Here is a 20,995-nt window from a genome sequence, read left to right on the forward strand (position 1 = left end):
ATGCACTTCAGCGAACTGATGGCTGCTCTTTCCACCCGTGCAATCCGACTCCAGCGTGAAGACCAGGACCTGATCGTCCTGGGCGACGACGAAACCCTGGACGACCAGCTGTGGGAGGCGCTGTCGCGGCACAAGCCGGCGTTGCTGGAGATGCTTGCGTCACAGGATGACGACTGGCTCAGCCCGGCCTTGCGCATCACCCCCGACATGCTGCCGCTGGTCACGCTGGAGCAATCGGCCATCGACCGCATCGTCGACAGTGTGCCGGGCGGTGCTGCCAATGTGCAGGACATCTACCCGCTGGCTCCCCTGCAGCAGGGCATGCTGTACCACTACCTGTCTGCCACTGATGGCGACCCCTACCTGTCACAGGTGCAACTGCGCTTTGCCAGCAAGGCCCACCTGGACGCATTCGCCCACGCCCTGCAGTGGGTCATCCAGCGCCACGACATACTGCGCACTGCGCTGCACTGGGAATACCTGGACGCGCCCGTCCAGGTGGTATGGCGCGAAGCCGCGCTGGTGCGCGAGGCGTTGCCGTTGAAGGGGCCGGATGCCCTGGCAAGCCTTTGCGAGCGCTTCAACCCACGCCGTTATCGCCTCGACCTGCGGCAGGCGCCATTGATGCAACTGGCCCATGCCCAGGGTGAAGGTGACCAATGGATCGGCCTGCTGATGTTCCATCACGTGATCATGGACCACACCGCGCTGGACATCGTACGCCGGGAAATCCAGGCCCACCTGGCAGGGGCCGAGGCCCAGCTAGCGCCGCCCATGCCATTTCGCAACGTGCTGGCGGCTTCGCGCCAGGCGCTGGATGAGCAGGCCCATGCCGGGTTCTTCGAAGCCATGCTGGGTGATATCGACGAGCCCACCCTTGCATTCGGCGTGCAGGCCAGAACCGATCAGCCTCTGCAGCAGGCGCGCCTGACCCTGCCAGCCACCCTGGCGCAACGCCTGCGCAGCCAGGCCCGGCAGCTGGGTGTCAGCCCTGCCAGCGTGCTGCACCTGGGCTTTGCCCGGCTGGTCGGCCAGTTGTCTGGCCGCCAGGCCGTGGTGTTCGGCAGCGTCCTGCTCGGGCGCATGACCACCGGCGAGGGCGGCGAGCAAGCGCTGGGCATGTTCATCAATACCCTGCCATTGCGCATCGACCTGGGGGCACTGGGCGTGCGCGACGGGCTGCTGGCTACCCATAAGCGTCTGTGCGGCCTGCTGGCCCATGAACAGGCCTCGCTGGCACTGGCCCAGCGTTGCAGCGGCGTGGCCGCACCGGCGCCGCTGTTCAACAGCATGCTCAACTACCGCCACAGCGACGCCGGTGATGCTGACGAGATCATCCCCGTAGCGCCAGGCATCGACATCGTCGGCGCTGAGGAACGTACCGACTACCCGCTGACCGTTAGCGTGGATGACCTGGGTGAAGACCTGCGCCTGACCGTGCAGAGCCTGCCTGAGTGGGGCGCGCACCGCCTGTGCGGGCAATTCCAGCAGGTACTGACCAGCCTGGTGGACGCCGTGGAGCAGGCGCCAGATGCACAACTGCAGTGCCTGCCGGTACTGCCGCATGGCGAGCGTGAGCAGGTGTTGCGCCGGTTCAACGACACGGTCAGCGTGTATCCCCAGGGCAATACCGTGCACGCGCTGGTCGAGGCCCGCGCAGCCCAGGTGCCGGCCGCCCTGGCGGTGGTCCAGGGCGATCAGGCGCTTACCTATGCGCAGCTCAACCAGCAGGCCAACCAGCTGGCCAACCGCTTGATGGCGTTGGGTGTAACCGTCGGCGACCGTGTCGCCCTGTGCCTGCCGCGCAATTGCAACAGGCTGGTCGGCGTGCTGGGTGTGCTCAAGGCCGGCGCTGCCTACGTGCCGGTAGACCCCGGCTACCCCGCCGACCGCATCGCCTACCTGCTGGCAGACAGCGCGCCGGCCTGGGTGCTGGCAGAGTCCACGCTGGCAGGCCTGCCGGCAGAGGTGCCGCGCCTGAACATGGACCACGCCGACACCTACGCGGCTAACGAGGCCAACCCACAGGTGCCCGGGCTGGACGCCCAGCAACTGGCTTACCTGGTGTACACCTCAGGCTCCACAGGCCATCCCAAGGGCGTGATGATCGAACATCAGGCCTTGGCCAACCTGGTGCATTGGCATTGCCACGCATTCGCCGTAGGCGCAGGCGCCCATGTCTCGAGCGTTGCCGGTTTCGGCTTCGATGCCTTTGCCTGGGAAGCCTGGCCGGCCCTGTGTGCCGGCGCCACCTTGCACCTGCCACCGGCGCACATCGGCAACGAGCACGTGGAAGAACTGCTCGACTGGTGGCTGCAGCAACCCCTTACCGTCAGCTTTCTGCCCACCCCTGTGGCCGAGCAGGCGCTTGGCCGCGACCAGCAGCACGCCACCTTGTGCACCCTGCTGGTAGGCGGTGACCGGCTGCGCCAGTTCGACCGCGACCCAGGCTTTGCCCTGGTCAACAACTACGGCCCGACGGAAGTCACCGTGGTGGCTACCTCCGGCCAGGTGCAACCAGGCGGCGCGCTGCACATGGGTACGCCCATCGCCAACACCCGTGCCTACGTGTTGGACACGGGCCTGCAACCGGTGCCCGTTGGGGTAGTGGGCGAGCTGTACCTGGGCGGTGCCCAGGTAGCGCGTGGCTACTTCAACCGCCAGGCCCTGACGCAGGAGCGGTTCATGGCCGACCCGTTCAGCGAACAGGCCAACGCACGTCTATACCGCACGGGCGACCTGGTACGCTGGAACGCGGACGGCACGCTGGACTACGTGGGCCGCAATGACGACCAGGTCAAGATCCGTGGCGTGCGTGTGGAGCTGGGCGAAATTGAAGCCACCTTGAATGCGCAACCCGGCGTGAGCCAGGCTGTGGTGTTGGTGCGCGACGGGCGCCTGCTGGCCTGGTACACCCAGGCACAACCGCTTGACCCTGCGGTGCTACGCGACGCCTTGCAGGCCAGCCTGCCTGGGCACATGGTGCCGCAGGCCTTCATCGGCCTGGATGAACTGCCGCTGACCAGCCATGGCAAACTCGACCGCCGGGCGCTGCCAGACCCTGACACAACAAGCCTGGCCAGTGTCGCCTTCACCGCGCCGCTTACCCCAACCGAAGTCGCGATGGCTCAGGTATGGGCCGAGGTGCTGGGCGTGGAGCGGGTAGGGCGGCATGACAATTTCTTCGAGCTGGGCGGCCACTCGCTGCTGGCTGTAACCCTGGTCGAACGCCTGCGCCGTGCAGGCATGGCCATAGACGTGCGTGTGCTGTTCGCCCAGCCCACCGTGGCAGCGCTGGCGGCAGTGGTGGGGGCAAGCCAGGAAGCCCAGGTGCCGCCCAACCGCGTACCCGAGCAGGCCACCCACATCACCCCGGACATGCTCAGCCTGATCCAGCTAGACCAGGCGGCCATCGACCGCATCGTCACCGTTGTGCCCGGTGGTGCATGCAACGTGCAGGAAATCTACCCCCTGGCGCCGTTGCAGCAGGGTGTGCTGTACCACCACCTGAGCGCCGAGCAGGGCGACCCCTACCTGCTGCAAACCCGCCTGGCATTCGACAGCATCGAGCGCCTGCTGGCCTGGGCCGGCGCCCTGCAACAGGTCATCGACCGCCATGACATCCTACGCACCGCCGTGCTCAGCCAAGGGCTGCCGCAGCCGGTGCAGGTGGTCTGGCGCAAGGCTGAGCTGAGCGTGTGCGAAGTGACGGACCTGCCCCACCAGCCCGGCATGGCCCGCATCGAGCAACTGCATGCCCGCTTCGACGCGCGCCACCACCGCCTGGACCTGGCCCAGGCGCCCCTGGCCCGTTTGTATTACGCCCTGGACCCAGACAATCACCAGGTGGTCGCGGTGCTGCTGTTCCACCACCTGGCCCTGGACCACACCGCCATGGACGTGGTCACCCACGAGATGCGGGCGCTGTTGTTCGGCCAGGGGCAGACCTTGCCGCCCCCCGTGCCTTACCGCAACTACGTGGCCCAGGCCTGCCTGGGCGATCAACAGGCCCATGAAACCTTCTTCGACGCCATGCTCAACGATGTGAGCGAGCCGACCCTGCCGCTGGGGTATGCCGACGTGCAGGGCGACGGTGGCGGAATCGAGCACGCCGTAGTGGCACTGGACGCTGCCTTGGCCGTTGACGTGCGCAGCCAGGCCCGGCGCCTGGGTGTCAGCGCTGCAAGCCTGATGCACCTGGCCTGGGCACGGGTGCTGGGCGTGCTGGCCAACCGCAGCGACGTGGTGTTCGGCACGGTGCTGATGGGGCGCCTGCAGGGCGGCGAGGGCGCCGACCGGGCATTGGGCATGTTCATCAACACCTTGCCCCTGCGCATCGACACCACGCTGGGTGCAAGCAACGGGGTACTGGCCACCCACCGCAACCTGTCGGCGCTGCTGGCCCACGAACATGCGCCCCTGGCGCTGGCCCAGCGCTGCAGTGGCGTGGCGGCAGGGGTGCCTTTGTTCAGTGCGCTGCTCAACTACCGGCACAGCAGCGACGCTGGCGCGGCGTCGGAGGGTTTGTGGGAGGGCGTGCGCCTGTTAGGCGGTGAGGAGCGCAGCAACTACCCGCTTACCCTCAGCGTCAACGACCTTGGCAGTGGGTTCACCTTCAACGTGCTGGCCGTGCCTGGCATTGGTGGGCAGCGGGTGGCCAACTGGATGGTCACCGCGGTGCAGCAGTTGGTGCGTGCCCTCGAACAGCAGCCGCTGGCGCGCGTCGATGGCTTGTCGATCCTCGATGACGACGCCCGTCGCCAGGTGCTGGGTGCATTCAATGCCACCGCGCAGGTGTACCCACAGGATCAGACCGTGCATGGTCTGGTCGAAGCCCGCGCCGTGGCCACCCCGGAGGCCACGGCGGTGTGCCAGGGTGATGAGGTACTGACGTATGGCGAGCTCAACCAGCGTGCCAACCAGCTGGCCCACCGCCTGATTGCGGACGGTGTGCGCTGTGGCGACCGCGTCGCCTTGTGCCTGAACCGCACCGTGGAGCGCATCGTTGCCCTGCTGGCCGTGCTCAAGGCCGGCGCCGCCTATGTGCCGGTCGACCCGGCCTACCCGCCAGCGCGTATCGCCTACCTGCTCGACGACAGCGCACCGGTGCTGGTGCTCACCCAGTCGGGCATCGGCGGCCTGCCTGCCCAGTTGCCGCGGCTGGACCTGGACAACCCCGATACTTGCTTCAGCCGCGCCGATAACCCGCAGGTGCCCGACTTGACACCGCGCTCACTGGCTTACCTGGTCTACACCTCGGGCTCCACGGGCCAACCCAAGGGCGTGATGATCGAACACCACGCCTTGGCTAACTTGGTGCACTGGCACTGCCAGGCGTTTGCCGTGCAGGTCGGCACCCGCACGTCCAGCGTGGCCGGTTTTGGTTTCGATGCCATGGCCTGGGAGGTGTGGCCAGCCCTGTGTGCAGGTGCCACCCTGCACCTGCCGCCTGCCTACCTGGCCAACGAGCATGTCGAGGCCTTGCTGGACTGGTGGCTCGAACAACCGCTCACCGTCAGCTTCCTGCCCACCCCGGTAGCCGAACACGCGCTGCGCCGGCCACGCCAGCATGCCACCTTGCGCACCCTGCTGGTGGGCGGTGACCGCCTGCGCCATTTCGACCGCGACCCAGGGTTTGCCGTGGTCAACAACTACGGCCCCACCGAAACCACGGTGGTGGCCACCTCGGGCACCCTGTTGCCGGGGGGCGCGCTGCATATCGGCCAGCCCATCGCCAATACCCGGGTCTACGTGCTGGACGAACAGCGTCAGCCGGTACCGGTTGGCGTCACTGGCGAGCTGTACATCGGCGGCAGCCAGGTCGCCCGTGGTTATTTCAACCGCCCCGAGCTGACTGAGGAGCGCTTCCTGGCAGACCCGTTCAGCCGCCTGCCAGGGGCGCGCATGTACCGCTCCGGCGACCTGGTGCGCTGGAACCCCGACGGTACCCTGGACTACCTGGGCCGCAACGATGACCAGGTGAAAGTGCGTGGCATGCGCGTGGAACTGGGCGAGATCGAAGCCGCGCTCAAGGCGCAGCCCGGCATCAAGGATGCCGTGGTGCTGGTGCGTGGCGAGCGCCTGTTGGGCTGGTTCACGGAAACCGCACCCGTGGCCGTGGAGCACCTGCGCCTGGCCTTGCAGGCTTGCCTGCCGGGCCATCTGCTGCCGCAGGCACTGATGCGGCTGGGCACGCTGCCGCTGACCAGCCACGGCAAGCTCGACCGCGCGGCCTTGCCCGAGCCACAAGCAGGCGACCTGGCCCAACAGGGCTATGAGGCACCGCTTGGGCCAACCGAAACAGCCATGGCCCAGGTATGGGCCCAGGTGCTGGGCGTAGAGCGGGTAGGGCGGCACGACAACTTCTTCGAACTGGGCGGCCACTCGCTGCTGGCCGTCAGCCTGATCGAGCGCCTGCGCGAGGCCGGTTTGCCTACCGATGTGCGGGTGCTGTTTGGCCAGCCGACCGTGGCCGCACTGGCGGCCGAGCTGGGCGGCGCGCGGCAGGTGGTCATCCCCGAACCGGGCATCCCTGCAGGCTGCACCCACATCACCGGCCACATGCTGGCGCTGCTGGAGCTGGACCAGGCAAGTATCGACCGCATCGTCGGCGCGATCCCCGGTGGTGCTTCCAACGTGCAGGACATCTACCCCCTGGCGCCGCTGCAGGAAGGCATCCTCTATCACCACCTGAGCGCGGCCGACGAAGACCCCTACCGGCTGCAATGGCGCATCACCTTCGACAGCCTGCCAAGGTTGCAGGCCTTTGCCGGCGCCCTGGACCAGGTAATCGCCCGCCATGACGTGCTGCGCACCGCCGTGCTGTGGGATGGCCTGGCGCAGCCTGTGCAGGTGGTGCTGCGCAAGGCGCGCAGCGTCGTGGTGCAGGTCGATTCGCTCGATGACGCAGGCCGCCTGCCGTTCGACCTGGCGGCAGCGCCCTTGATCCGCCTGTTGCACCAGGCAGGTGAGGGGGCCGTTGAGGCGATGCTGCAATTCCACCATATCGTGCTCGATCACACCGCGATGAAGGTGGTCTTGCAGGAGATCCGCGACCACCTGCACGGCACCGGGCCCGCCCAGGCCCCGGTGCCCTACCGCAACTACGTGGCCCAGGCCCGCCTGGGCATCAGCGAGGCGGAGCACGAAGCGTTCTTCCGCGCCGAGTTGGCCGATATCGACGAGCCTACCCTGCCTTACGGGCTGGCCGGCATGCCCAACGGCGCCAGCGAGTTCCACCTGGCCCAGGCGGCGCTGCTGCCTGAGCAGTACCAGCGCTTGCGCCAGTTGGCCCGCCAACTGGGGGTGAGCGCCGCGAGCCTGGTGCACCTGGCCTGGGCGCGCTGGGTGGCAGCCACCAGCGGCAAGGCTGACGTAGTGCTTGGCACCGTGCTGCTGGGGCGCCTGCAAGGCGGCGAAGGTGCCGGCCGCGCCCTGGGCATGTTCATCAACACCTTGCCCTTGCGCCTGAACCTGGACGGCGTGAGTGTGCAGGCCGGCGTGCAGCTTGCCCATCAGCGGCTTGCCGGCCTGCTGAGGCACGAGCACGCCCCCTTGGCCCTGGCCCAGCGCTGCAGCGCGGTGGCAGCGCCCACCCCCCTGTTTGGCGCGCTGCTCAACTACCGCCATGGCGCCAACGCCGAAGAGCGCCAGGCATGGGACCAAGCCCTTGCCGGGGTGGCTGTGCACGCTGCCGCCGGGCACGGCCACTACCCCATCAGTGTCAACGCCGATGACCTGGGCGACGGCCTGCGCATTACCGCACAGGTGTGTGAGCCGGTGCAGGCCGGCCAGGTCTGCGAGCAATTGCTGCAGGTGCTGGCAGGCCTGCTCGACGCGCTCGAACAACAGCCTTCGCTGCCCGTGCAACAGCTGCCGTTGCTGGATGCGCAGGCGCGTGCGCCGTTGCTCGGCAACCACGCCGCGTACCCACATGACCTGGAGCAGACGCTGCATGGCCTGTTCGAGGCCCAGGTGCGCAGCACACCAAACGCCATCGCCGTGGTGGACGGTAGCCAGCAGCTCACCTTCAGCCAGCTCGACGGGCGGGCGAATACCCTGGCCCATCACCTGCTCGCCCTGGGTGTGCAGCCGGATGACCGCGTGGCCATTTGCGTCGAGCGTAGCGCGGCCCTGGTGGTCGGCTTGCTGGGCATTCTCAAGGCAGGTGCCGCCTATGTGCCGGTAGACCCTGGTTATCCAGCTGCGCGCCTGCGCCACATGCTGTGCGACAGTGCACCGCGGGCCGTGCTGGTGCAGGGGGCAACGGTGACGATGCCGCTTGCCGCCCAGGCACCTGTGGTCGACCTGGACCACCCGTCCCTGGCGCAGTTGCCCACCACAGCCCCGCAGGTCCCCGGCTTGAATGCCCGGCACCTGGCGTACGTGATCTACACCTCTGGCTCCACCGGCGTGCCCAAAGGGGTCATGGTGGAGCACCGCAACGTGGTCAACCTGGTGCACTGGAGCCGTCGCCTGTGGCCTGTATCGGGTGAGCGGGTGGTCATGCATAAAACGCCGATCAGCTTCGATGCCTCGGTGTGGGAGCTGTTCTGGCCGCTGTGCAGTGGCCTGCGCCTGGTACTGGCGCGCCCTGAAGGCGAACGCGACCCGGCCTACCTGGCGCAGTTGATCCAGGCCCAGCAGGTGAGTGCGGTGCAGTTCGTGCCCGCATTGCTCCAGCAGTTCGTTGAACAGCCCGAAAGCTGCCACTGCTCATCGCTCACCGATATTCTGTGCGGCGGTGGGGAGTTGACCGCCGCCCTGGCTGCACAGGTAAGGCAATGCCTGCCCCAGGTTCGCCTGCATAACGTGTACGGGCCCACCGAAACCACGGTGGATTGCAGCCTGTGGACACTGGAGCCAGATGCGCCAGTACCTAGCGGCGCCTTGCCCATCGGCAAGCCCATCGACAATACCCGCCTCTACGTGCTCGACGCCTACGACCAGCCCGTGCCCGCTGGCGTGGCAGGGCACCTGCACATTGGTGGAGCCGGGGTCACCCGCGGTTACCTGGGCCTGCCCGAGCAGCAGGCCGAGCGGTTCATCGCCAACCCGTTCGTGGCCGGTGAGGGGCTGTACCGCAGCGGCGACCTCGCGCGCCTGGACGCCGACGGCAACCTGGTGTTCCTCGGCCGCCTGGACCAGCAGATCAAACTGCGCGGCCTGCGCATCGAGCCGGGCGAAATCGAGGCGTGCCTGTTGCAGGTGCAGGGCGTGCGCGAGGCGGTGGTACTGGCTGTAGACGGCACACGCCTGGTGGCCTGGTACACGGGCACGGCGCTGCCCGCAGACACCCTGCGCCAGGCGCTGGCGGCGCAGCTGCCCGAGCACATGGTGCCAGCCGTGTACATCCCGCTCGAGCGGCTGCCATTGACCCCCAACGGCAAACTCGACCGCCAGGCACTGCCGGCGCCGGACGTCGCATTGCAGGGGCGACGCTACGAGGTGCCAGTCGGCGCAACCGAGACGTTGCTGGCACAACGCTGGGCCGAGCTGCTGGGTGTGGCGCAGGTAGGCCGGCATGACAACTTCTTCGAACTGGGCGGCCACTCGCTGCTGGCAGTGAGCCTGACGGCGCGGCTGCGTCTGGAAGGCCTGCAGGTGGACGTGCGCACCCTGTTCGGCCAGCCGACCGTCGCCGCGCTTGCGGCCACGCTCAGCCGCAGTGAGCAAGTGCAGGTGCCCGAGAACCGCATCCCGCCTGATTGCGCCCACATCACGCCCGACATGCTGAGCCTGATCGACCTGGACGCTGCAGCCATTGCACGCATCGTTGCCCAGGTACCTGGCGGCGTGGCAAACATTCAGGACATCTACCCCCTGGCACCGCTCCAGGAAGGCATTCTTTACCACCACCTGTCCGCAGAGCACGACCCATACGTGCTCTACTCAAGCCTGCGCTTCGCCAGCCTGGCCCGCCTGGATGCCTTTGCCAGCGCCCTGGACAAGGTGATCGCCCGGCATGATGTACTGCGTACCGGCATCTTGTGGGAAGGCCTGCCGCAGCCGGTGCAGGTGGTAGTGCGCCAGGCCAGCCTGGCGCGCATGGCCTGTAGCGACCCGTGGAATGCTGCGAATGAAGCCCCGCTGCTGGACATCGCCCAGGCGCCGTTGATTCGCCTGTTGTACGGCGAACGTGATGGCGAGATCCAAGCCACCCTCCAGTTCCACCATATCGTGCTCGACCACACGGCCCTGGAAGTGGTGGGTGAAGAGCTGACTGCGTACCTGGGCGGCGCGCCAGCACCGGTGAAGGCCTCGGTGCCATACCGGAACTACGTGGCCCAGGCACGCCTGGGTGTCAGCCAGGGCGAGCACGAAGCGTTTTTCACCGGGCAGCTGGCGGATATCGATGAGCCAACACTGCCGTTTGGCCTGAGCGACGTGCAAGGCGATGGTCGCCACCTGGAGGAGGCCAGCCTCACACTTGCGCAGGCGCTCGCCAGCGGGCTGCGGCAACAGGCGCGCCTGCTGGGTATCAGCGTTGCCAGCCTGTTCCACCTGGCGTTCGCCAGGGTTCTGGCGGCTGCCAGTGGCAAGGCACCGGTGGTGTTCGGCACCGTACTGCTGGGCCGCCTGCAAAGCGGTGAAGGGGCCGAGCGTGCCCTTGGGATGTTCATCAACACGCTGCCGCTGCGTGTGGAACTGGCCGGCCACGGCGTGCGCGATGCGGCCCGTGATGTGCATCAGCGCCTGAGCGGGCTGCTGGCCCACGAACACGCCTCGCTGGCCCTGGCGCAACGTTGCAGCGCTGTGGCCGCGCCGTTGCCGCTGTTCAGCGCCATGCTCAACTACCGCCATGGTACCCAGCCGGGCGCCGACCGCGGGGCGGCCTGGGCAGGCATCGAGGTGCTGGACGGGCAGGAACGGACCAACTACCCGTTGAGCCTCAATGTGGATGACCTGGGTCAGGCCTTCCGCCTGGTGGCCACGGCGCCTGCCGAGGTAGGCGCACTGCGCATCTGTGGCCAGGTGCACCAGGTGCTGGAGGCGTTGGTTGAGGCACTGCAGCAGGCGCCAGACCTGCCGGTGCTGCAACTGCCTGTACTCGAAGCCGATGAGCGCAACCGGGTACTCACCGGCTTCAATGACACTGCCGTGAATTACGACTTGGAGCACACGCTGCACGGCTTGATCGAGGCGCAGGTGCAACGTACATCCCAGGCCATCGCGGTACAGGCCGAGGAGGGCACGCTGACCTACGCCCAGCTCAACGCCCAGGCCAACCGCCTTGCTCATCATTTGATCAGCCTTGGCGTCAAACCCGATGACCGGGTCGTGATCTGTGTCGAACGCGGGCTGGCGATGGTAGTAGGCCTGCTTGGCATCCTGAAGGCGGGTGCAGCGTATGTGCCGGTGGACCCGGACTATCCAGCAGAACGTATCCGCCATATGGTCAGCGACAGTGCGCCCGTCGCCATCCTGGTACAGGGTGCAACGCGTCACGTGCTTGAGCAGGGTGTGCGGGTTGACCTTGACGCCCCCCTGGATCCTGGGCTCCCCGATACCAACCCAGAGGTTGCAGGGCTCACGCCGCAGCATCTGGCCTACGTGATCTATACCTCAGGCTCGACCGGCTTGCCCAAAGGCGTAATGAACGAACACCGCGCCGTGGTCAACCGCCTGCTGTGGATGCAGGATGCATACGGCCTGAGCGCTGAGGACGTCGTCCTGCAAAAAACGCCGTTCAGCTTCGACGTGTCCGTGTGGGAATTGCTGTGGCCACTGCAAACGGGTGCGAAGCTGGTGATGGCTCGCCCGGGCGGGCATCGTGATCCGCAGTACCTGCAACACGCCATCGAGCAGGATCGCGTCAGCACGCTGCACTTCGTGCCGTCGATGCTGGAAGTGTTCCTGTCTGCGCTTGCCGCGGGCTGGCAGGCCCCTGGGTTGAAACGCGTGGTGTGCAGCGGTGAAGCGCTGCCGGGCAGCCTGGTGCGTCGGTTCCATGCGCAACTGCCTCAGGTAGAGCTGCACAACCTGTACGGCCCGACCGAAGCAGCGGTAGACGTCAGCGCCTGGCGCTGCGTGACAGCGCCGGACAACACTCCAATCGGCACACCCATCGCCAACACCACGCTGTACGTACTGGACGAGCAACGGCAACCGGTGCCACACGGCGTCGCCGGGGAGCTGTACATCGGCGGTGTCCAGGTGGCCCGGGGCTACCTGAACCGCCCTGAACTCACCGCTGAACGCTTCATCGATGACCCGTTCAGCACGCAACCCGGTGCACGCCTGTACCGCACCGGCGACCTTGCACGGCACTTGCCGGATGGCAACCTGGAATACCTGGGCCGCAACGACGACCAGGTGAAGCTGCGCGGCCTGCGTATCGAACTAGGTGAGATCCAGGCGGGGCTGACCCGCCTCGAGGGCGTGAATGAAGCGGTGGTCATCGCCCGTGATCAGCGCCTGGTCGCGTACTACACGGGCGAGCCGCAAGCGGTCGATGACCTGCGTAGTGCCTTGCTGCTGCACTTGCCGGAATTCATGGTGCCGGCGCAGTTCATGCACCTGCAGGCATTGCCACTGAGCCCCAATGGCAAGCTGGACCGCAAGGCCCTGCCAGAGCCCGGCGCCGTGGCTGATCGCCCTTATGAAGCGCCCGAGGGCGACACCGAAACCCTGCTGGCGGCACTCTGGTGCGAATTGCTGGGCGTGGAACGGGTAGGGCGTCACGACAATTTCTTCGAACTGGGCGGCCACTCGCTGCTGGCCGTGACCCTTACTGCACGCCTGCGCGAGCGGGGCTTGCAGGCCGACATCCGGGTGCTGTTCGGCCAGCCAACGTTGGCGGCCCTGGCAGCTGCGCTGGGCAGCGAGAGTGCCGTGGTGGTGCCAGCCAACCGCATCGTACCGGGCTGCACTCACATCACCCCAGCGCTGCTGCCACTGGCCAGCCTTTCGCAAGCCGCTATCGACGGCCTTGTCAGGCAGATCCCGGGCGGCGTCGCGAACATTCAGGACATTTATGGCCTGGCGCCCCTGCAACAGGGCATTCTGTACCACCACCTGGCCAGCGAGGGGGTGGACCCCTACGTGCTGCAGGCCCGTTTCAGCTTCCCGACCCAGGCCGAGCTGGACGCTTTCGCCGCAGCACTTGACCAGGTCATCGCCCGGCATGATGTGTTGCGTACCAGCATTCACTGGCACGCGCTGGAAGAGCCGGTACAGGTGGTATGGCGCGAGGTGCCGGCACTGCAAACCGCACACGGCGGCGCCCAGGCAGACCAGGGGCTGAACCTGAACCAGGCGCCGCTGCTGCGGCTGGTGCCCGAGCAAAGCGACGCGGGGCTGCAGGCAACCCTGCTGATCCACCACATCCTGCTGGACCACGCCGCCGTCGAGCAGCTGGTGGCTGAAATCACTGCCGTGCTGCAACACCAACCGCTGGCCTTTGCCAGCGTGCCGTACCGAAACTACGTTGCCCACGCACGGTTGGGCGCGGACGCGGCAGCGGACGAAGCGCTGTTCAGCGAACTGCTGGGGGATATCGACGAACCTACGGTGGTGTTCGGCCTCACGGATGCCCTGGCCAGTACCCGCGAGGTGCTGGAAACGCGCCATTCGCTGCAACCGCAGGTGTCGGCGCAACTGCGCGCGCAGGCCCGGCAATTGGGCGTCAGTGTCGCGAGCCTGGTGCATCAGGCCTGGGCACAGGTACTGGCGCAACTGAGCGGGCGCGAAGAAGTGGTGTTCGGCACCGTGCTGCTGGGCCGCCTGCAAGGCGGTGCAGGAGCCGAACGGGCGCTGGGCATGTTCATCAACACCTTGCCGCTGCGGGTCAGCGCAGGCGGGGCAGCAGTGGCCGACGGCGTGCGCCTGACCCACCAGCGCCTGGCCCGGTTGCTGGCCCACGAGCAGGCCTCGCTGGCACTGGCCCAGCGCTGCAGCGGTGTTGCGCCTGGGCAGGCACTGTTCACCAGCCTGCTGAACGTCCGCCACAGTGCAGCGCCCAAGGCCGCGCTCAGCGACGCCTGGCGCGGCATCGAGCAGGTCGCGGCCATCGAGCGCAGCAATTACCCGCTGGTGGTCAACGTGGACGACACCGGCGACGGCTTCACCCTTACCGTACAGGCCGTGCCACAGGTCGACGGCGCACAGGTCTGCCACCTGCTCAGCCTTGCCCTGGCGCAATTGGCCGAAGCGCTGCACCACGCGCCCGGCACACCGCTGTGGCAGCTGCGGCAGTTGTGCGCCAGCGACCGTGAGCAGGTGCTGGAGCACTTCAACGCCACCTCCCGCGATTACCCAGCCACACAGCCGGTGCATCAGCTGTTCGCGGCCCAGGCCGCCCGAGCGCCCGAGGCCTGCGCGGTGGTTCACGGCCAACAGCAGTGGACCTACGGCCAGTTGCAGCAGCACGTCAACCAGTTGGCCCACCACCTGATCGGCCTGGGTGTGGCACCTGGCGATGCGGTGGCCCTGCTGCTGCCACGCGGGTTCGACCTGCTGGCCGCGCAACTGGCCGCCAGCACCTGCGGCGCGGTGTATGTGCCGCTGGACAACAACGCACCCATCGAGCGCCAGGCCTATATGGTCGGCGACTGCGGCGCCCGGGTATTGCTCACCCTGGCCAGCGAGCCCCAGGTGGGCTGCACCGTGCGCGTCGAGCTGGACCGCTGCCCGCTGGCGGGCTACCCGGCAAACGCCCCAGGCATCACCGTCAGTGCACAGGACCCGGCCTATGTCATGTATACCTCCGGCTCCACGGGTGCGGCCAAAGGCGTGCTGGTGACGCACCAGGCCATTGCCCGCCTGGTGATCAACAACGGCTTCGCCACCTTCAACGCCCAGGATCGGGTGGCCTTCGCCTCCAACCCGGCGTTCGATGCCAGCACCCTGGAAGTGTGGGCGCCGCTGCTCAACGGGGGTGCCGTTGTGGTGGTGGACCAGCATCAGGTGCTGTCGCGCGAGGCGTTGCGCGATGTACTCATGGAGCAGTCCGTCAGCGTGCTGTGGCTCACCGCTGGCCTGTTCCATCAGTTCGCCGATGCCCTGCTGCCAGCCTTTGCCCAACTGCGTTACCTGATGGTGGGCGGCGATGTGCTGGACCCGCAGGTGGTGCAGCGTGTGCTGCAAGGCGGCGCCCCGGCACATTTGCTCAATGGCTACGGGCCGACCGAAGCGACCACGTTCAGCACCACCCACGCCATAACCGCAGTCGATGGCGGCAGCATTCCGATCGGCAAACCCATCGGCAACAGCCGCTGCTATGTGCTCGATGCCCACCAGCAACCGCTGCCGGTGGGGGCGGTGGGCGAGTTGTACTTGGGTGGCGACGGCGTGGCCCTGGGCTACCTGGGCCAACCCGAGCTCACCGCCGAGCGTTTCAGCGCCGACCCCTTCAGCAGCAACCCGGCCGCGCGCATGTACCGCAGTGGCGACCTGGCCAGCTGGCAGGGCGACGGCACCTTGCGCTACCTGGGCCGCGCCGACCAGCAGATCAAGCTGCGTGGGTTCCGCATCGAACTGGGTGAGATCGAGGCGCGGCTGGCGCTGTGCGACGGTGTGCGCGACGTCGCCGTGGTGCTGCGTGAAGACCCGCCGGGAGGCAAGCGGCTGGTGGCGTATTTCACCGCTGCTGCCACCGTACCTGACATCGCCGAACTGCATACCCGCTTGCAGGCGCAGTTGCCCGACTACATGCTGCCGGCTGCCTACGTGCACCTCGACGCACTGCCGCTCACGGCCAACGGCAAGCTCGACCGCCGCAGCCTGCCGCTACCGGGCCGCGATGCCGTGGTGAGCCGTGGGTTTGAGGCCCCCCAGGGCGAGGTGGAAACCGCCCTTGCGGGCATCTGGGCCCAGGTGCTGAACGTGGAGCAAGTGGGGCGCCACGACCACTTCTTCGAGCTGGGTGGCCACTCACTGCTGGCTGTGACCCTGGTCGAGCGCATGCGCCAGGCTGGCTTGAGCGCTGATGTGCGCGTGCTGTTCGCCCAACCGACCCTGGCGGCCCTGGCAGCGGCGGTTGGCGAAGGCCGCGAGGTACAGGTGCCGGCCAACGCAGTGCCCGCCGATGCCTGCAGCATTACCCCGGCCATGCTCAGCCTGATCGACCTCGACCAGGCCAGCATCGACCGCATCATCGCCACTGTGCCGGGTGGGGCGGCGAATGTTCAGGAAATCTACCCCCTGGCACCCTTGCAGGCGGGCATCCTGTTCCACCACCTGAGCGCCGAGCAGGGCGACCCCTACCTGCTGCAGTCCCGCCTGGCGTTCGACAGCCTGGCGCACCTGCAGCGCTGGGCCGATGCCCTGCAAGTTGTGATCGAGCGGCATGACATCCTGCGCACGGCAGTGGTCAGCGAAGGGCTGGACCAGCCGGTGCAGGTGGTGTGGCGCACCGCCCGCATGAACGTGACCGCCATCTCTGGCCTGGGTGAGCAGGGCGTGCTGGCCGCCTTGCAAGCACGTTTCGACGCGCGTCGGCAACGGCTGGACCTGACCCAGGCACCGATGATGCGCCTGGTGCACGCAGCCGACCCCGTCAACCAGCGCGAGGTGGCCATTTTGCAGTTCCACCACCTGGCCCTGGACCACACAGCCATGGAGGTGATCGCCGGCGAGATGCAGGCGCTGTTGACGGGCCGGGCAGACCAACTGGCAGCAGCGGTGCCCTATCGCAACTATGTGGCCCAGGCGCGGCTGGCCGCAGATGAAGCTGCGCACGAGGTGTTCTTCCGCGACATGCTGGGTGACCTGGACGAACCGACGCTGCCGTACGGCCTGGCCGATGTGCAGGGCGAAGGGCATGCCATCGAGGAAGCTCACCTGGGTATCGACACGCAACTGGCCCTGCGCCTGCGCGAACAGGCCCGGCACCTTGGGGTAAGCCTGGCCAGCCTCGCTCACCTGGCCTGGGCGCGGGTACTCGGCGCCCTGGCCAACCGCACGGATGTGGTGTTCGGTACGGTGCTGATGGGCCGGTTGCAGGGCGGCGCAGGGGCGGACCGGGCGCTGGGGGTGTTCATCAACACCTTGCCCCTGCGCATCGACCTGGCCGTGCCGGTAGCCCAGGCAGTCAGCATGGCCCACCAGCGGCTGTCGGCGCTGCTGATGCACGAACATGCATCGCTGGCATTGGCTCAACGCTGCAGCGGTGTATCCCCGTCGCTGCCGCTGTTCAGTGCACTGTTCAACTACCGTCACAGCAGCCCGGTGCACAGCGACGCCGCGGGTGCGCTGCAAGGCATGCGCCTGCTGGGCGGCGAGGAGCGCAGTAACTACCCACTGACCCTCAGCGTCGATGACCATGGCGAAGGCCTGAGCCTGAGCGTGTTGGCCCAGCGAGGGATCGAAGCCACGCAGGTTGCCAGGTTGATGAACCAGGCACTCGGTGCCCTGGCGGATGCCTTGCAACGCCCGGGCGATAGCGTGGCAGCCGAGTTGCCGGTGCTCGACGCCGGCGCCCGCCAGCAGGTACTCGAAGGCTTCAACGCCACCGCCCGGGCTTACCCTGCCGGGCACACCGTGCATGCCCTGGTCGAAGCCCGGGCAGCGCGCAGCGCGCAAGCGGCTGCCGTGGTGCAGGATGGCCAGGTGCTGAGCTACGGCGAACTCAACCGTTGCGCCAACCGCCTTGCCCATCATTTGATCGACGGCGGCGTAGGGGTGGGTGACCGGGTCGCCCTGTGCCTGCCGCGCAACCCGCAGCGGCTGATCGCCTTGCTGGCTGTTCTGAAAACCGGCGCGGCCTACGTGCCTGTCGACCCGGCGTACCCGGCCGAACGCATCGCCTACCTGCTGGCAGACAGCGCCCCGGCACGGGTGCTGGTGGATTCCACCACCCGCGATCGGGTGGGCGGCGCGGCCTGCACGGTGCTCGACTGCGAGCGCTGGCAAGGCATGGCCGACCACAACCCGCAGGTAAACGGCCTGGATGCCGGGCAACTGGCCTACGTCATCTACACCTCCGGCTCTACCGGGCAGCCCAAAGGCGTGATGGTGGAGCACGCGACCCTGGCCAACCTGGTGCACTGGCACTGCGAGGCGTTTGCCGTGGGTGCAGGCACCCACACCAGCACGGTGGCCGGGTTTGGCTTCGACGCCGTGGCCTGGGAAGTGTGGCCTGCGTTGTGCGCCGGGGCCGCGTTGCACCTGCCGCCGGCGTGTATTGCGGGCGAGCACGTGGATGAACTGCTGGACTGGTGGCTGGAGCAACCGCTGGCGGTGAGCTTCCTGCCCACCCCGGTGGCCGAGCAGGCCCTGCGCCGGGAGCGTCAGCACCCGACCTTGCGCACCTTGCTGGTCGGTGGCGACCGCCTGCGCCAGTTCGAGCGCGACCCTGGCTTTGCGCTGGTCAACAACTACGGCCCCACTGAAACGACAGTGGTCGCGACGGCCGGGCGCTTGATGGCGGGTGGCCCGCTGCATATTGGCAAGCCCATCGCCAATACCCGGGCCTACGTGCTGGATGCCCACCGGCAACTGGTGCCGGTGGGCGCGGTGGGCGAGCTGTACATCGGTGGCGCCGGTGTGGCCCGTGGCTACTTCCAGCGCGAGGCCTTGAGCACCGAGCGCTTCCTGGCCGACCCGTTCAGTGATGTGGTCGGGGCACGCATGTACCGCACGGGCGACCTGGTGCGCTGGAACCCGGAGGGCACCCTGGACTACCTGGGCCGCAACGATGACCAAGTGAAGGTGCGTGGCGTGCGCGTGGAGTTGGGCGAAATCGAGGCCACACTGGCCGCACAGCCTGACGTGGACAATGCCGTGGTGCTGGTACGCGAAGACCGGCTGCTGGCCTGGTACACCGGGTCTGCGGCCGTGGCCACCCTGCGCCAGGCGTTGCAGGCGAGCCTGCCCGCACACCTGGTGCCGCAGGCCTTCACCCCGATGGCTGCACTGCCCCTGACCAGCCACGGCAAGCTGGACCGCAAGGCCCTGCCGGCCCCGGACCTGGCGCAGCTGGCAAGCCGCACCTACGAGGCGCCGCGCGGCCCGGTGGAGGTTGCGCTGGCACAGGTTTGGGCTGAGCTGCTGGGTGTCGAGCAGGTGGGCCGGCATGACAACTTCTTCGAACTGGGTGGCCATTCGCTGCTGGCTGTAAACCTGACGGCACGTTTGCGCCGCGACGGCCTGCAGGTGGATGTGCGCACGCTGTTCGGCCAGCCAACCATCGCCGCGCTGGCCAGCACCCTTGGCCAGGCTGGCACCGTGGAGGTACCGCCCAACCTGATCCCCGCAGGCTGCGAGCAGATCACCCCGGCGATGCTGCCCCTGATAACACTGCAGCAGGCGGCCATCGAACGCATCGTTGCCCAGGTGCCAGGCGGGGCCGGCAATGTGCAGGACATCTACCCCCTGGCTCCGCTGCAGGAGGGCATCCTGTACCACCATCTCAGCGCTGCAGGGCACGACCCGTATGTGTTGCAGACACGGTTCGTGTTCGACAGCCGCGCCCACCTGGACAGGTTCGCGGCAGCGCTGGACAAGGTCATCGCCCGGCACGACGTGCTGCGTACGGCCATTTTCTGGCAGGGGCTGCCGCAACCGGTGCAGGTGGTCCTGCGCCAGGCCCGCCTGCCTCGGTTACTGCAGCAGGCCGAGCCCGAGGCGCATCCGCAGGCATTCGACCTTGGCCAGGCGCCTTTGATGCGCTTGCTGTACAGCCAGGCGGCAGGTGAGCAGGCCGTGGAGGCTACCCTGCAGTTCCACCATATCGTCATGGACCACATGGCCATGGAGGTGGTCGCCCAGGAGTTGATCGGCTTCCTGCAAGGCGATGGCGAACCCGTACGCCCCTCTGTGCCCTATCGCAACTATGTGGCCCAGGCACGCCTGGGCATCAGCCAGGCCGAGCACGAGGCGTTTTTCCGGGCGCAACTGGGTGCGGTCGACGAACCGACCCTGCCGTTCGGCCTGGGCGATGTGCACGGCGATGGCCGTGCGCTGGAGGACGCCCAGGTATGGCTCGACCGCGCATTGGCAGAGCGCTTGCGCACCCAGGCGCGGCAGGCGGGCATCAGCGTGGCCAGCCTGTTCCACCTGGGCTGGGCGCGCCTGTTGAGCGCCGCCAGCGGGCAGGGCAGCGTGGTGTTCGGCACCGTGCTGCTGGGGAGGCTGCAGGGCGGTGAAGGTGCTGAACGGGCCCTGGGCATGTTCATCAACACCTTGCCGCTGCGTGTCGACCTGGCGGATCTGGGGGTGGCAGCCGCTGCCCGCGCCGCGCATCAGGGGCTGAGCAAGCTGCTGGCCCACGAGCATGCCTCGTTGGCCCTGGCGCAGCGCTGCAGCGGCGTGGCTGCACCCTTGCCGCTGTTCAGCGCCATGCTCAACTACCGCCACAGCACCCAGGCCAGCGCTGACCAGCGCCAGGCCAGTACAGGCATGGCCATACGTGACAGCCAGGAGCGTAGCAACTACCCACTGAGCCTGAACGTGGACGATGTGGGTGATGGCTTCCGCTTGGCCGCCACGGCGCCCGCCGAGGTGGGCGCCCAGCGGATCTGCGGGCAGATGCAACAGGTACTGCAGGCACTGGTGGAGGCATTGGAGCAGGCGCCGAGCCTGCCAGTGCAGCATTTGCCCGTGCTGGAGGCCGCAGAGCACGAACTGGTGGTAGGCGGCTTCAACGCCACCGCTGTCGGCTACGACCTGGAGCAGACCCTGCACGGTTTGATCGAGTCGCAGGTGCGACGCACACCCCAGGCCATTGCCGTGCAGGCCGAGGAAGGTGCGCTGACGTACGCCCAGCTCAACGCCCAGGCCAACCGCCTCGCTCACCATTTGATCAGCCTTGGTGTCAAACCCGATGACCGGGTGGTGATCTGTGTGGAACGCGGGCTGGCGATGGTGGTAGGGCTGCTGGGCATTCTGAAGGCAGGCGCCGCGTATGTACCGGTGGACCCGGACTACCCGGCTGAACGTATCCGTCACATGGTCAGCGACAGCAACCCGGTGGCGGTCTTGGTACATCGCGCCACGCGGCTTGCGCTTCAGCACGAACAGCTCATCAACCTGGACGAGCCATTGCCCAGCGGGC

1 protein-coding gene (running past one end of the window) is annotated in these 20,995 nt (G+C 67.6%); it reads left to right on the plus strand.

Annotated elements, in window-relative coordinates; all coding sequences use genetic code 11:
• A protein-coding gene (locus IAE36_RS14190; protein WP_201213028.1) for a non-ribosomal peptide synthase/polyketide synthase crosses the window boundary here: on the plus strand, positions 1–20,995 show its 5' portion. The gene runs 1,343 nt beyond the window's last position; only the first 20,995 of its 22,338 coding nucleotides appear in the window; the start codon lies at positions 1–3; the stop codon falls past the right edge of the window.

Source organism: Pseudomonas sp. S36 (assembly GCF_016647875.1).
Classification (GTDB): domain Bacteria; phylum Pseudomonadota; class Gammaproteobacteria; order Pseudomonadales; family Pseudomonadaceae; genus Aquipseudomonas; species Aquipseudomonas parafulva.